This is a genomic window from Oribacterium sp. oral taxon 078 str. F0263, assembly GCF_000469565.1.
Taxonomy (GTDB): Bacteria; Bacillota; Clostridia; order Lachnospirales; family Lachnospiraceae; genus Oribacterium.
Genome location: NZ_KI273105.1, coordinates 22,936 through 37,888, shown reverse-complemented (window position 1 = coordinate 37,888; position 14,953 = coordinate 22,936). Strand labels below are relative to the sequence as shown.

The 14,953-nt window shown below is 57.5% G+C and carries 13 protein-coding genes; all 13 read left to right on the top strand.

The window, feature by feature from the left end; all coding sequences use genetic code 11:
* Positions 1-55 precede the first annotated feature (55 nt).
* The 13 genes from HMPREF1986_RS05050 to HMPREF1986_RS04990 all read left to right on the top strand — a co-directional run bounded on the left by HMPREF1986_RS05050 (position 56) and on the right by HMPREF1986_RS04990 (position 14,950).
* Positions 56-469, top strand: a complete 414-nt coding sequence (locus HMPREF1986_RS05050) for a Fur family transcriptional regulator (protein WP_036599384.1) — start codon at positions 56-58, stop codon at positions 467-469.
* Positions 470-530: 61 nt separating this feature from the next.
* Positions 531-1,076 carry an NADH peroxidase gene (locus tag HMPREF1986_RS05045; protein WP_009213845.1) on the top strand — a complete coding sequence of 182 codons (546 nt, stop codon included), beginning with the start codon at positions 531-533 and terminating at the stop codon, positions 1,074-1,076.
* Positions 1,077-1,292: 216 nt separating this feature from the next.
* Entirely contained in the window at positions 1,293-1,841 is a 549-nt protein-coding gene (gene rbr / locus HMPREF1986_RS05040; RefSeq protein ID WP_021773695.1) for a rubrerythrin, read from the top strand.
* Positions 1,842-2,164: 323 nt separating this feature from the next.
* Positions 2,165-3,460 carry a phosphopyruvate hydratase gene (gene eno, locus HMPREF1986_RS05035; protein WP_021773693.1) on the top strand — a complete coding sequence of 432 codons (1,296 nt, stop codon included), beginning with the start codon at positions 2,165-2,167 and terminating at the stop codon, positions 3,458-3,460.
* A gap of 410 nt (positions 3,461-3,870) precedes the next feature.
* Positions 3,871-5,853 (top strand): sodium-translocating pyrophosphatase, encoded by a 1,983-nt coding sequence (locus HMPREF1986_RS05030; protein ID WP_021773691.1) that lies wholly within the window; start codon positions 3,871-3,873, stop codon positions 5,851-5,853.
* 147 nt (positions 5,854-6,000) lie between these two features.
* Positions 6,001-6,669, top strand: coding sequence for an L-serine ammonia-lyase, iron-sulfur-dependent subunit beta (gene sdaAB, locus HMPREF1986_RS05025; RefSeq protein ID WP_036599413.1), 669 nt, complete (start codon positions 6,001-6,003; stop codon positions 6,667-6,669).
* A 10-nt stretch (positions 6,670-6,679) separates the two neighbouring features.
* Positions 6,680-7,561, top strand: coding sequence for an L-serine ammonia-lyase, iron-sulfur-dependent, subunit alpha (gene sdaAA, locus HMPREF1986_RS05020; RefSeq protein ID WP_009213852.1), 882 nt, complete (start codon positions 6,680-6,682; stop codon positions 7,559-7,561).
* A gap of 250 nt (positions 7,562-7,811) precedes the next feature.
* Positions 7,812-9,161, top strand: coding sequence for a peptide MFS transporter (locus tag HMPREF1986_RS05015; RefSeq protein WP_021773689.1), 1,350 nt, complete (start codon positions 7,812-7,814; stop codon positions 9,159-9,161).
* Positions 9,162-9,312: 151 nt separating this feature from the next.
* Positions 9,313-10,203 (top strand): YitT family protein, encoded by an 891-nt coding sequence (locus tag HMPREF1986_RS05010; protein ID WP_036599411.1) that lies wholly within the window; start codon positions 9,313-9,315, stop codon positions 10,201-10,203.
* A gap of 180 nt (positions 10,204-10,383) precedes the next feature.
* Entirely contained in the window at positions 10,384-11,151 is a 768-nt protein-coding gene (locus HMPREF1986_RS12555; RefSeq protein WP_021773686.1) for a C40 family peptidase, read from the top strand.
* A gap of 150 nt (positions 11,152-11,301) precedes the next feature.
* Positions 11,302-11,943: a deoxyribose-phosphate aldolase gene (gene deoC / locus HMPREF1986_RS05000; RefSeq protein WP_021773685.1), complete on the top strand. Its 642-nt coding sequence runs from the start codon at positions 11,302-11,304 to the stop codon at positions 11,941-11,943.
* Positions 11,944-12,074: 131 nt separating this feature from the next.
* Positions 12,075-13,724, top strand: a complete 1,650-nt coding sequence (locus tag HMPREF1986_RS04995; RefSeq protein WP_242837354.1) for a glycoside hydrolase family 25 protein — start codon at positions 12,075-12,077, stop codon at positions 13,722-13,724.
* Between the two features lie 62 nt (positions 13,725-13,786).
* On the top strand, positions 13,787-14,950 hold the full coding sequence (locus HMPREF1986_RS04990; protein ID WP_242651590.1) for a hypothetical protein: 1,164 nt from the start codon (positions 13,787-13,789) through the stop codon (positions 14,948-14,950).
* Positions 14,951-14,953: the final 3 nt, after the last annotated feature.

The window sequence follows — 14,953 nt, the reverse complement described above, 5'->3', positions numbered from 1 at the left end:
TTTTTCGGAACTGCAGGAGGTTCGAAAAATAAATCCGGCTTGGAAAGGAAATACGATGAATTATTCGAGACAGCGGGAAGAGGTGCTGGATCAGCTCCGGATGCATAAGGATCATCCCACAGCGGATGTGATCTTCTCGGAGCTCCGGGGCCGCGACCCAAGCATCAGCCTCGCAACAGTTTATCGGAACCTGAAGCTTCTCTCAGAGCTGGGAGAGATCAGGAAGCTCTCCTTTGTTTCGGGGGCGGATCGCTTTGATCCCACGGTCAGTCCGCATTATCATTTTGTGTGTGAGCGCTGCGGCAGGGTACTGGATCTGCCAATGCAGGTGGCGGAAGGACTGGACGCGGAGGCGCAGGATTTTGTCAGCGGCAGGGTGACGGGACATGATCTTGTCTTCCGGGGAGTCTGCGGGCAGTGCAGCGCGGAGGAGAAGGGGGATTTGTCCCCCGGGCAGGAGAAGAGCTGAGAGAGCTTTGTTGAGTCTATCTATATTAAGCCGAGAGGACGGCGGAAAAGGAGATTAGCTTATGAAAACATGGGTTTGTTCTGTCTGTGGTTATGTCTTTGAGGGCGAGCAGCCGCCCGAGAAGTGCCCGGTGTGCAAGGCCCCGGCATCGAAGTTCGTGGAGCAGACCGGAGAGCTCAGCTGGGCAGCGGAGCATGTGATCGGCGTCGCGAAGGATGTCCCGGAGGATATCAAGAATGATCTTCGCGCCAATTTCGAGGGAGAGTGCAGCGAGGTGGGGATGTATCTTGCGATGTCCAGAGCCGCTTACCGGGAGGGCTATCCGGAGATCGGAGACTACTACAAGATCGCCGCGTTCGAGGAAGCGGATCATGCCTCCCGCTTTGCGGAGCTTCTCGGTGAGGTCGTCTCTCCGTCCACAAAGGAGAATCTCACGGTCCGTGTCAAGGCGGAGAACGGCGCAACGGCCGGGAAGACCGATCTGGCAAAGAGAGCGAAGGCTCTGAACCTCGATGCGATCCACGACACGGTTCACGAGATGGCGAGGGATGAGGCGAGACACGGAAAGGCCTTCCAGGGTCTTCTGAAGAGATATTTCAACGCCTGATTATTCAGGTCGGATGATCGGGGGAGCGTCTATGGGGCGGGAGAATTCCCGGGCGCTTTTGGGGAAACGAAAACAGTATAGAGTAGAGTAAAATGGCCTGTCGTGATTGTATTTTTAAAGATCATGACAGGCCCATAGAATGGGTATAGAGTAGAAGAGTCTATTGGGGACCGATGGGGTTAGGTCGGGAAAATAAAATTTCAGGAGGACAGGATTATGGCAGATTACAAGGGGAGCAAGACAGAGAAAAACCTCTGGACCGCGTTTGCAGGGGAGTCTCAGGCAAGGAATAAGTATGAATTCTTCGCCTCCCAGGCACAGAAGGAGGGCTATCAGCAGATTGCGGCGCTCTTTATGGAGACGGCGAACAACGAGAAGGCCCATGGGAAGATGTGGTTTAAGGAGCTCGCGGGGCTCGGCGGCGGAGTCGGCGATACCGCGGCGAATCTGAAGGCAGCTGCTGCCGGCGAGAATTACGAGTGGACGACGATGTATAAGCAGATGGCCAAGGACGCGGAGGAGGAGGGCTTTTCTGCCCTCGCCGCAAAGTTTCGGCTGGTCGCGGAGGTCGAGAAGTCTCACGATGAGAGATACCAGAAGCTGCTCAAAAGAGTAGAGAGCGAGACTGTCTTTAAGGAGGAAAAGCCGACGATCTGGAGATGCAGAAACTGCGGATTTCTCTATGAGGCGGAGGAGGCGCCGGAGAAGTGCCCCTGCTGTGATCATCCGAAGGCCTTCTTCGAGAGAGTGGAAGAGAATTATTGATTTGCCGCGGGGCGGTCATATCTGATGCTTAAGGACCCGGGGGAAGTGCATTTTGCCTTGCGCTTCGCCCGGGGCTTTTTACTTTTTTCTTTGTAAGGACTTTATCATTTATGCTTCATCCGCCGCGGATTTCCGCCTTTCCCGGTTGACGGGTCAGATTTTGTGATTTACTATAAGTCAGTGGACTTTTCCTGTGCCGATTATTATGCTTTGAGCGGCGGGGATCCGGCGCTCAAACGGGAGTCTGAATCACTTTCGGCGCCGGAATCCTATATTTTATCTTGCTGCATTTCCAAATTCACGGAGAGGAAAGGGGTTACGCGATGAAGCATCTTGAGATCGAGAAGGTAATCGGAAGAGAGATCGTCGATTCCAGAGGAAATCCGACAGTGGAGGCAGAGGTCTATCTCAGCTGCGGCACGGTGGGGAGGGGGGCTGCCCCCAGCGGCGCGTCCACCGGGGAATTTGAGGCGCTGGAGCTTCGGGACGGAGACAAGAGCCGCTACGGCGGGAAGGGCGTTCTGAAGGCTGTCGAGAATATCAATACCGTCATCAACGCGGCAGTAAGAGGCATGGATCCCCAGGATGTCTACGCGGTGGATGGGGCGATGCTCGCAGCGGATGGGACGAAGGATAAGTCGAAGCTCGGAGCCAATGCGATTCTTGCGGTTTCCATTGCCAGCGCAAATGCCGCGGCGAAGGCGCTCGGCATCCCGCTCTACCGCTTTCTGGGCGGCGTGAACGGAAACCGCCTCCCGGTTCCGATGATGAATATTCTGAATGGCGGCGCGCACGCGACAAACTCCGTGGATACGCAGGAATTTATGATTATGCCGGCGGGAGCTCCCTCCTTCCGCGAGGGACTCCGCTGGTGTACGGAGGTCTTCCACGCTCTCCAGAAGCTCCTGAAGGCGGAGGGGAATACCACCGCGGTCGGAGATGAGGGCGGATTCGCTCCGAATCTGGACTCCGACGAGGATACCATCGAGCATATCCTGAAGGCAATCCGGGAGGCGGGATACGAGCCGGGGAAGGATTTCGTCCTCGCGATGGACGCCGCCTCCTCCGAGTGGAAGAGCGAGAAGGGCAAGGGCTTCTATCATCAGCCGAAGTCCGGCCGGGACTTCACCTCCGATCAGCTGATCGAGCACTGGAGGTCCCTGATCGATAAGTATCCGATCTACTCCATCGAGGACGGCCTCGATGAAGAGGATTGGGAGGGCTGGAAGAAGATGACGAAGGAGCTCGGAGACAGAGTGCAGCTCGTCGGAGATGACCTCTTTGTGACCAATACAGAGAGACTGAAGAAGGGGATCGACAACGGCTGCGCGAACTCCATCCTCATCAAGCTGAACCAGATCGGCTCTGTGTCGGAGACGCTGGAGGCCATTAAGATGGCGCACAAGGCCGGCTACACGGCGATCGCTTCCCACCGTTCCGGAGAGACGGAGGACACCACGATCGCGGATCTCGCGGTGGCGCTGAATACCTGCCAGATCAAGACCGGAGCGCCGAGCCGTTCCGAGCGGGTCGCGAAGTACAATCAGCTCCTCCGGATCGAGGAGGAGCTCGGGAATGCCGCTCAATATCCGGGGAAGGCTGCGTTCAACAGAAAGTAAGGATCTGTCCGTAAATCGACGGTTCTCCGGAGACTGCAAAAGGACGGATCGCCGGGCGGCGGGGCATTGGGCGGCCTGCAGAGCCGCCCGTCCCTGCAGGGGAAGAGTCGATACCTCGAAAAAAGCATAGAGAGATTCCGATGCCCGCGCAGGCAGCTTTGCCTGCGCGGGCATTTTTCGTTCCGGCCATACGGGAAAGAAGTGCGAAGTGAAAACTTTCCCTTTTTTGCAAAAAAAGAGTAAAAAAATTCCGAAATCTGTGCTACACTGTAGCGAAATGGAAATATTTCATTTAAGATGAGTCGGCACGAACGGTCAAAATCCATGGATTTTACTGTGCGCTTGCCTCGCCGAAGAGCGGGGAGGGGGGCTTGCAGGACAGGGAGTCCGCTGCTTCCGGGAGGTCATTTATGAATTCTTTACTTTACTTGGTTCCGCTCTTCGGGGCCGCGGCTCTCGCTTTCGCGTTTTTTCAGGCGCAGCGGGTTATCGGTGCTCAGACAGGCAACGAGCGGATGCAGGAGATTGCGAGCGCGATTTCCGAGGGCGCTCATGCCTTCCTTTTCTCGGAATACCGGATTCTTCTTCTTTTCGTGGCGATTCTTTTCCTTTTGATCGGGATCGGAACGGGAAGCCGGAGCTGGGTGAGTGCGCTCGCCTTTGTGTTTGGAGCGCTTCTGTCCACTCTGGCGGGATACTTCGGCATGAGCACCGCGACGAAGGCCAATGTCCGCACGGCCGCGGCAGCCGAGAGGAGCGGGATGAATCAGGCCCTGCAGCTTGCATTTGCGGGCGGCTCCGTCATGGGGATGTGCGTCGCGGGCTTCGGTGTTTTGGGAGTCAGCCTGGTCTTTCTTATCACAAAGGATGTGAATGTGCTCTCCGGCTTTTCCCTCGGAGCTTCCTCCATCGCGCTTTTTGCGAGGGTTGGCGGAGGAATCTATACCAAGGCCGCCGATGTCGGAGCGGACCTGGTCGGAAAGGTCGAGGCGGGGATTCCGGAGGATGATCCGAGAAATCCCGCTGTGATCGCGGATAATGTCGGCGATAATGTCGGTGATGTCGCCGGCATGGGGGCGGATCTTTTCGAGTCCTATGTCGGGGCGCTGGTCTCTGCCCTGACGCTGGGAGCGGTTTATTTTCAGGATGCGGGGGTGCTCTATCCTCTGCTTCTTGCGGCCTTCGGTCTGCTCGCCTGTATTATCGGAAGCTTTTTCATCCGCGGTGGGAATGAGCCTCAGAAGGCTCTTAAGCTTGCAAGCTATGTCTCTGCTCTTGGCGTAATCGTCGCGGCCTTCTTTTTCAGCAATTTTCTCTTCGGGAACTTCCAGGCGGCGCTCGCGGTGGTATCCGGCCTTGTGGCGGGACTCTTGATCGGAGCGGTGACGGAGTTTTACACCTCCGGAGATTATAAGCCGGTGCAGGAGATCGCGCGCCAGTCGGAGACCGGGGCCGGCACCAATATCATCTCCGGCATCGCGGTCGGCATGCGCTCCACGGCGATCCCGATCCTTCTGATCGCGGTCGCGATCTTTATCGCGTATCGGGAGCTCGGCCTTTACGGGATTGCGCTCTCCGCGGTCGGCATGCTCTCCACCACGGCCGTGACGGTCGCCGTCGACGCCTATGGTCCGATCGCGGACAATGCGGGCGGCATCGCGGAGATGTCGGGACTCGAGGAGTCGGTCCGCGGCATCACGGATAAGCTCGACGCGGTGGGAAATACGACGGCTGCCATGGGAAAGGGCTTTGCGATCGGGAGCGCGGCGCTCACGGCTCTCGCGCTTTTTGCGGCCTATGCGGAGGCGGTGCAGCTGCAGAGCATCAATGTCCTGGACAGCCGCGTCACGATCGGGCTTTTGCTCGGAGCGATGCTTCCCTTCCTTTTCTCCGCCTTCACGATGAGCTCTGTCAGCCGCGCGGCCTTTGCGATGATCGAGGAGGTCCGCCGGCAGTTCCGGGAGAAGCCCGGCATTATGCAGGGCACGGAGAGACCGGATTATAAGAGCTGCGTCGCGATCTCTACCAATGCCGCTCTGAAGGAAATGATCGTCCCGGGGCTTCTCGCGGTGGCGGCGCCGCTCGCGGTTGGCCTGCTTCTCGGAGCGGAGGCTCTCGGCGGGCTGCTCGCGGGAGCCCTGGCCTCCGGCGTCATGATGGCGATCTTTATGTCCAATTCCGGCGGCGCCTGGGACAATGCGAAGAAATTCATCGAGGGCGGACATAACGGCGGAAAGGGAAGTGAAGCGCATAAGGCGGCGGTGGTGGGAGACACCGTGGGGGATCCCTTTAAGGATACCTCCGGCCCCTCCATCAACATCCTCATCAAGCTGATGACTGTCATCTCCCTCGTCTTTGCCCCCCTCTTCCTCTCCCTCGGCGGAATACTATAAAAAGCTGCGAAGCCGCTCGGGAATGATCAAGCGGAGAATGCCCTTACGCGGGGCGTTCTCCGCTTTTAAGCGGAGGCAAAGCCGCGCCATCTTTTGTTTTACAAGGTCCGGATTTTTCGCTATACTGTGACGCGGGAGAAGAGAGATATGAACGTCTTTAATATTATCGGGCCGATCATGATCGGCCCTTCCAGCTCTCATACAGCCGGCGCGGTGCGGCTCGGAAGAGTGGTGAACAAGCTTTCCGGCGGAGCGGATTTTCAGGAACTCACGATCGAGCTCTCCGGCTCCTTCGCCCGCACCTACCGGGGGCACGGCACGGATCGAGCGCTCCTTGCGGGGATCATGGGATTTCACAGCTATTCGGAAGAGATTCGTGACGCGCTGGATATCGCGAAAAAACGCGGCATTCCCTACCGCTTCGTCGAGACGGATATCCCGGATGCGCATCCGAATACCGCGAGAATTCATTTTCTCACAAGGGACGGCGCCGAGGGGAGCGTGCAGGGAGCCAGCATCGGAGGGGGAAATATCCGAGTGGATTTCGTAAATGGGCTCCGGGTGGACTTTACGGGGGAGAACAATACGATCCTGGTCCTGCATCGGGACCGGCCCGGCCTCATCGCCTCCGTCACGAATCTGATCTATGAGGAATATCGGGATATCAATATCGGGAATTTCCGCCTGAGCCGCCGGGAGAGAGGGGGGCTTGCGCTCATGACGATCGAGATCGACCAGGTCCCTCCCGATCGGATGGTAGAGGAGATCCAGAACCTTCGGGATGTGGAGAAGGCGCTTTTGATCCGGGCGAGCTAGGGGGAGGGATATGCTTCGATATGATTCCATTCAGAGCCTGATCGATGCCGCGGAGCGGGATGGGATAAGGCTCAGCGAGCTTTGCCTGAGGGATCAGGCGGAGGAGCTGGAGAAGCCGGAGGAAGAGCTTTACGCCAGGATGGAGGAAAGCTTTGATGTGATGTGCGAGTCCGTTCGAAAGGGCAGTACAGCGGGACTTCGCTCCACCTCGGGCCTGACCGGCGGAGAGGGAGAGAGGATGCTCCGCTATGCTGAGGAGCGGCGGGGCGGACTGTGCGGAAGCTTCCTCACGAGAGCTCTCGGAAGGGCGCTGTCTGTCTCGAACTGCAACGCGGCGATGGGGCGGATCGTGGCGACTCCGACCGCGGGAAGCTGCGGCATCCTCCCCGGCTGCCTGGTCTCCATGTACGAGGACAGGGATATCCCGAAGAGGGAGGTCGTCATGTCCATCTTCACGGCGGGGGCCTTCGGCATGGTCATCGCGAATACGGCGTCCATCGCCGGGGCGTCGGGGGGCTGTCAGGCGGAGTGCGGCTCCGCCTCCGGTATGGCGGCAGCGGCTCTTGTGGAGCTTTCCGGAGGGACGCCGACACAGTGCGGCTATGCGCTTGGCATGGCGATCGTGAATCAGCTGGGGCTGGTCTGCGATCCGGTGGCGGGGCTCGTGGAAATCCCCTGCATCAAGAGGAATGCCTCCGGTGTCATGATTGCCTTCTCCTCCGCGGACATGGCGCTCTCCGGCATTGATCTGAAGATTCCGGTCGATGAGTGTATCGCGGCGATGAAGGCGGTGGGGGACAGCATGGCTCCGGCGTTGAAGGAGACGGCGCTCGGCGGCCTTGCGGCGAGTCCCACCGGGATCCGGCTTCGGAAGCAGGTCTTCGGGAAGTAGGGAGAGGGATACGATAAGCGTTCTTGTGAAAGCCCATGGAAGAGAAAAAGCCTTTTCCATCGGGCTAGTACAATCTGCCTATAAAATATAAATTATATCGAAATAAAATATTGAAGAAACATAGACTTTGTGCTAGAGTGGGAAAGGCGATGAGTCAGGTCTGTGCCGGGCTTTCTGTCCTTTCCGCAGACGCTGATCCGGAGGAAACAGCTTTTCGAAAGGCCGCCTTGCGCGGCGAGAAGGGGGGTTCATGGAAACTACTGTCACAAAGAGAAAGGGGGGCGCGGGATTCTGGGTTTGCAATTTCGCGTTCACATTTGAGCGCTTCGCCTATTACGCGGCGAAGTGGCTGATCTTTCAGTTCATTGTCGCAACGGCGATGGAGGGCGGGCTCGGAGCCCATAAGGATGCCGCGGCCAGCTATCAGTCCTTTTTTGTCGCCTTCACTTATCTTGCGCCGCTGCTGGGCTCCTATATCTCGGATCACCTGATCGGCGCCAAGTATCTGGTTCCGGTCGGAATGGTTTTGATGGGGATCGGCTACCTCCTCGGCTGGCAGGCACACAGCCTCACCGGCGTCGCGATCATGATCGCTCTTGTCTCCGTGGGAACCGGCCTCTTCAAGCCGCAGACAAACTCCATCACGGGGCGTCTCTTCTCGGATCCCAGGGATCTCGACAAGGCGTTTTCCACGCAGTATTCCATGGTCAATATCGGCTCCTTCCTCGGAACCACCTTTATCGGCATCCTCGCGGGAACGCAGGGCTACCGGATCTGCTTCCTGGTCTGTGCGGTTGCGATGTTCATTGATGCCGTGATGTTCTTCTCGGGCTGGGGCGTGCTGGGAGAAGCCGGTGCGAAGCCGTTTAAGCTCACGGAGAACAGTGCCAAGGCTGCCCAGACGGAGAAGAAGGAAGCGGGAGAGGCGCGTCCTCTCACCAGAATCGAGAAGCAGAGGGTCGCGGCGATCATCGCGGTCTCCGCTTTCTCCGCCATCTTCTGGATCTTCTGGTACCTGGCCTACCTCCCCGTCTACGATTACTGGGCGAGCGCGGACGAGGTCCGCATGAACTGGATGCTCTTTGGCTATAAGATCCCGACCTCCTTCTTCGATTCGGAGAACGGACTGCTCTGTATCCTTCTGGGACCGGTGCTCGGCTCCATCTGGGCGAAGGATGCGAGGAGACCGGGCGGCGGCCTGAGCATTTTCAAGCATACGGCGCTCGGCATGGGAATCCTCGGCATCGCCTTTGCGATCTTTGCCCTTGCGGATGTGACGAGGGGCGGAGGACAGGCGAGCCTGATCTGGGTCGTGCTCTTCGGCATCGCGCTTTCCACCGGTGAGATGACCTTCTCTCCGCTGGGGAACTCCTTCATCTCGAAGTTTGCCCCGGCGAGGATGCTCTCCGCCATGATGGCGGTCTGGACGCTCGCGATCTTCATCGCGGGGCTCTCCTATGGTCCGCTCTACAACCTGATCTCAAAGTTTCCCTTCGCAGGTGCGAACTTCGGCATCGCGGCGCTCCTGATCGTCCTCGCGGCGGTTCTCTGGGCACTGGACCATAAATTGAACAGTCTGGTCATTGACGAAAAGAAGTAAAGAGAGTATAAGATAGGAGCAGGATTTTCCCGGACAGGGAAATCTGAGAGAGGAAATGTCGCTGCAGCGGCATTTCCTCTTTTCCGGCGGCGGGGAATTTGCGGGATCTGTCTCTGAAGGAGAGGGAGCCCGGGAAGTACGGGACATCAATATGGAAGAGTTTTTCAAGAAGTATCACGGGCTGATCAATATTCTGCAAATCATCGCGGGCTGCCTGATCACGTCTTTTGCCATCAACTGCATCCTGATTCCGAATCAGCTCTCCACAAGCGGAGTGACCGGAATCTCGCAGATGATCGAGAAATTCACCGGGATCAATTACAGCTATATCTACTATGTCTTCAGCCTGACGATCCTTCTGGTCGCGTTCCTGACCCTGAAGCGGGCGGAGTTTGCGAAGATCATCTTTGTGTCGATCCTGTACCCGGCGCTTCTGATCGCGACGAGGCAGCTGCATTTCGTCTTCGTGGAGGGCGAGATGTTTCTGGTCTGCATCTATTTTTCGCTCTTCTACGGCTTTGGCTCCGGCCTTGTGCTCCGGGCGGGCGTCACCTTCGGGGGGACCGATACCATTGCCCGCATCCTGAACCGGAGAGTCCTTCGGAAGCTGCCGCTCAGCCGCATTATGCTGGTTCTGGACGGCTGCATCATCATTATGCTGGGCCTGGTCTTCGGTAAGGATGTGGCGCTCTACGCTCTTGTAAATCATGTGATCTCCATTTATATTATGGACTACATGCTCTTTGGATTCCGCCAGAAGCTCTACAAGGTCTCCATCATCAGCAAGGACCCGAAGAGCAGCGGAGAGATCGCGGATTTCATCATGTCAAAGGGCAGGGGAGTGACGGTGCACAGGGTGGTCGGTGCCTATACGAAGGAGGAGAAGCAGATGCTCACCACGATCTGCTCCCCCAGTCAGTCCGCCGTCTTCCGGAACTATCTCGCGGGCTCTCATCCGGATGTATTTATGGAAGTCTCTCCCATCGTGACGGTCTACGGCGTCGGCGCGCGCTTTGTGAGGATCAAGGAGGAGGAGAATTGATATCCTGAAATCTTAAAAGAATCAGATTTATTCCGTAAGAAACTTTAGATTGTTTTTAGATCGAGTTTTTATTTTGGCCATATTTGCGCCATATCCTTTATCCCATCCACTGGACAGTTGCAGTGCGTTTTCTGCGCGGAAAGGAAGGATAAGCATGGTTTCAGGAGAAAGAGGTTGTCGATGAAGAAAACGATACACCTGCTTTTCGCAGGAAGGGATGCCGGAAAGCGGAGCAGAGTATGGAAGAGGATCTATCGCAGTGCAGTTTCCGCGATGATCGGAGCGGGCGCGCTTTTTGCCGCGGTTATGCCTGCCTATGCAGACACTGCGGAGGATAACGCAGCCGCCCTGGTATATGAGGCGGATTCTGATCCGATGTCGATCGACAGCGCGAATGCGCAGGGCAGTGGAAGTGCACAGAGCACTGCGGCAAAGCAGGGAGATCTTCTTTCCTTTGAGAATGCGGACCCGCTTTCTCATACGGCGCAGGAGGGAAATGTCATTCAGGCGAGCACGGAGCCGCTTCTGATCTTTTCCGACAACGGGATGTTCTATAATGAGGACGGCTCCGCTGCGGATACGCAGAACTATGACAGCAATGCTCCGCTTGCGAGCCAGATCGTGAGCTTTGCCTCCCAGTATATCGGGCGTCCCTACCGCTACGGCGGAGCGAGCCTTCAAAACGGTGCGGACTGCTCCGGCTTTGTCATGGCGGTGTACGGGCATTTCGGGATCTCCCTTCCGCATTATTCCGGTGCGCTCGCCGGTGTGGGGAAGAAGGTGGAAAGTCTCGCGCAGGCGGTTCCGGGCGATATCCTCGCGTATTCCGGCCATGTCGGAATCTACCTCGGAAACGGGAGGATGCTGAGTGCGCTCAGTACCAAGAGAGGAATCACGGTGGTTTCCGCGACATATAAGCCGATCCGGGCGATTCGGAGAGTAGTTTGATTTCGTCATCTCCCGCGGCTTTTAGGAGGAAAGGGGCGGCTGCACAGCAGCCGCCCCTTTCGGCGGCACAAAAATCAGGATCCTGAGAAATGACAGAAAAGGACATTGGACAGGGAATAGGATAGGGATAAGGAAAGGAAGAAAAGAGAGATGGAAGAGAGCATCGCGGATCGGATCGATCATACTATTTTAAGGGCGGACGCCCGGGAGGAGGATGTGAGGCGCTGCTGCAGGGAGGCGAGGGACTTTCATTTTCACTCGGTCTGTGTGAATTCCTGCCATGCGGCGCTGGTCTCGGAGGAGCTCAAGGGAAGCGGCGTGCTCTGCTGCTGCGTCGTGGGCTTTCCACTCGGAGCGGCGCTTTCGGAGGCGAAGGCCCTGGAGGCGAAGAGAGCGGTGGAGGCCGGTGCGGCGGAGATCGATATGGTCCTGAATGTCGGAGCGCTGAAGGACGGAAGGGACGATTATGTAAGAGAGGATATCCGGGGCGTGGTGGAGGCCGCGAGGCCCGGAATCGTGAAGGTGATTCTTGAGACCTGCCTTCTCTCTGAGGAGGAAAAGAGGCGGGCCTGCCTTCTTTCCGAGGAGGCGGGAGCGGCTTTTGTGAAGACCTCGACGGGATTTTCCGGAGGCGGGGCGACGATAGAGGATGTGAAGCTTATGAAGGCTGCTGTAGGAGGCCGGCTCAGGGTGAAGGCCTCGGGGGGAATCCGTGATCCGAGGTTTGCGCGGGAGCTGATCGATGCAGGAGCGGATCGGCTTGGTGCAAGCGATGGAAGGAAGCTGCTCTGATCCGTTTTTCAGGGGAAGAGGAAGAGTGCTTTCTTTTTTCTGACGATTCATTACAGTTGGGGAAAGCCTATTGATTCGGCATATTTTAGCTGATAAGCTCCTCCTGTACAAAGAAGAAGAGAGGATAAACCATGCGAAGAAATCAAAGAGCGCTCTGCCTCCTTTCCCTGGGGCTTTGCTTGAGCGCGGCATTTCCCGGAAGAGGCTTTGCGGACGGTCCTTCGCCTTCCGGCGGGCCGGGAGTTTTGATGGGACCGACGCAGGGGGGTGAGAATGCGGCAATCCCCGCGGAGGGCGGCGCGGCATCGGATCAGAGCAGCGCGTCACCGCCTCAGAGCGGAGCATCCGTTCAGAGCAGTGCTTCTCCGCCTCAGAATGGCGCATCCGTTCAGAGCAGTGTGTCGCCTCCTCAGAGCCAGGGCGCGGTATCGGATCAGAGCGGCGCGATTTCCGCTCAGGGCACTCCCGATGCGGCGGCTTCTTCTGCCGAGGGCGTCCCCTCCGGGACGAACGGGGGCGGGAGCACAAAGTCGGATGCGGATGCCTTTTCGAACCCGTGGCTTGGCTACAGCAATGAGGACGGCTCGGATCTCATCTATCTGGAGAAGGGCACAGAGGTTTCGAAGTTTCAAAATGACAATGGCGCGATCGACTGGGAGGCGGCAAAGGCGGACGGTCTGGACTTCGTCATTGTCCGTCTGGCCTACGGCCTGAAGGAGGACCCCTATTTCGATCAGAACGTGAAGGGGGCTCAGGCGGCCGGGCTGAAGGTCGGCGCCTATCTCTGCTCCACGGCGAAAAATATGGACGAAGCGGTGGCCGAGGCGAATCTCACGATCCGGAAGATTAAAAAGTATAAGCTGCAGTATCCGGTCGCCTATGACGCGGAGGTCAATGATATGCTCTCCGAGGGGGCGACGCCGGAGATCCTCACCGCCATGGCGAACAAGTACTGCGCGATGGTGAAGGCAGCGGGCTATACGCCCATCGTCTATGCGAACCGGACCTGGCTCACGGAGTATATGAATATCGCGGATATCCCCTATGATATCTGGTTTGCGGCCTATCCGCAGGACAGGGTCTACCGCCCGGTGAAAGGATCGAATACAACGATCTGGCAATCCGGAGAGGCGGGAACGGTCAAGGGCATCAAGGGAAATGTCACGACGGAGTTTTCCTGGAAGGCCTACGGAGGGGGCAGTCCCTCGAGAAAGAACGCGGGGAGCGGCGGCTCCGCGAAGAAGGGGAGCCTTCCGGCCACGGGGAGCAACAGCGGATCGGGCAAGGTCTCCGGGAATTCCGGGGGAGGAAGCGCCGCCAACACGAATAATAAGGCGGACGGCAATGGAGTCTCCGACGGCTGGACGCAGAAAAACGGCAAGTGGTATTATTATGAGAAGCGAAAAAAGGTGAGCGGCTGGAAGCAGGTCTCGAAGTTTTGGTACTATATGGACGGGGACGGCGTGATGCAGACGGGCTGGGTCAGAGACGGTGGAAACTGGTATTTTCTGAAGCCAAACGGCGTGATGGCGACGAACTGGGCCAATGTCGGGGGCAGGTGGTTTTACCTTGGTTCCGACGGGCGGATGGTGAGCGGCTGGACCAAGCTCGATAAGAAGTGGTACTATCTGGGGGATGACGGCGCGATGGCGACCGGCTGGAAGACGATATCCGGAAACTGGTACTACCTGGGGGATGACGGCGTGATGGCCGCAGACGGCACGAAAAAGATCGACGGCACAAATTACCGCTTTGATAAGTCCGGTGTCTGGCTCGCCTGAACCGACATCGGAGAGGAAAGCTGTTTTTGAGAGAGATGAGCGGAACTCGGAAGGGAGAGTTTATGAAGTTCGGAAAGGTTTTGATCGCGGCGGCGATGCTCGGAGTTTTTTCCGCGATGCCCGCCTTCGCGGAGAATATTGAAATGGTGAAGCTTGACGTGAGCCCCTCGGGGGATGAGGATATCCAGCCGGGGCAGTCCTATGGGAGGCAGGAGCCGAAGCCGCTGGATGCGAGCTATAAGGTCGCAAGCTATGGCACAGAGAATGTGAAGGAGAACAGCAGCACCGTCGGAGGCACGCAGCAAAAGAGCGGAAAGAAAAATCAGAAGAACCAGAATCTGAAGACGCCCTTTACCTATACGATCGAGCTCACTCCGACGGAGGGAAACAGCTTCTCCGACAATGTGGTCGCGGAGGTGAAGGGCTCCTATGAGGTCAGCATCGAGTCGAAGGCTCCGGATAAGCTGAAGATCAAGGCGAAGGCCTATCCCTTCTATGTGCTGAAGAATGTGAGCGGGATCGAGCAGAGCGGCAAGAGCTATAAGTGGAGCAAGGTGGACAATGCGGCGAGCTATGATGTCGTCATCTACTACGCTTCGAAGGACGGAGACGAGAAGACGGCGAAGAAGAATGTGACGACGCCGAAGATCTCGGTCTCATCCTATCAAAACGGCGGCAAGGAGGTCGATCATATCTCCGTCCGCGCAAAGCACGGCGGGGATAAGCAGGGGCATTATGTCGCAAACAGCCAGTATGTGGAGAGTGACGGCAGTACGGACGCGAACTTCGATGACACGATCCGCTTTGACCTGGTCACGGCCCGCTCCAATGGGGCCGCCGTATCGAGCGACGGGACGAGCGCGAATTCTTCCGCAGCGGGTCCTGCGAGCGGAGACGGCTGGAAAAAGGTCGGTGAGGACTGGAGCTATCTGAAGGGAAATCAGAAGCAGACCGGCTGGATCAATCCGGAGGGGGATGACTGGTATCTCCTGGACCAAAACGGAAAGATGCTCACCGGCTGGAATCAGATCGACGGCAAATGGTATTATCTTGATACGGATGCGACGCAGAAGCTGGGCAGGATGCTCAGCGGCTGGAGAAATATCGGCGGGAGCTGGTATTATCTGAATCCTGAGCGGGGTTCCTCTCTTCCCTTTGGGGCGATGTATGCGGATACGCAGACTCCGGACGGCTATCATGTGAACGCGAACGGTGTCTGGCAGTAAGAG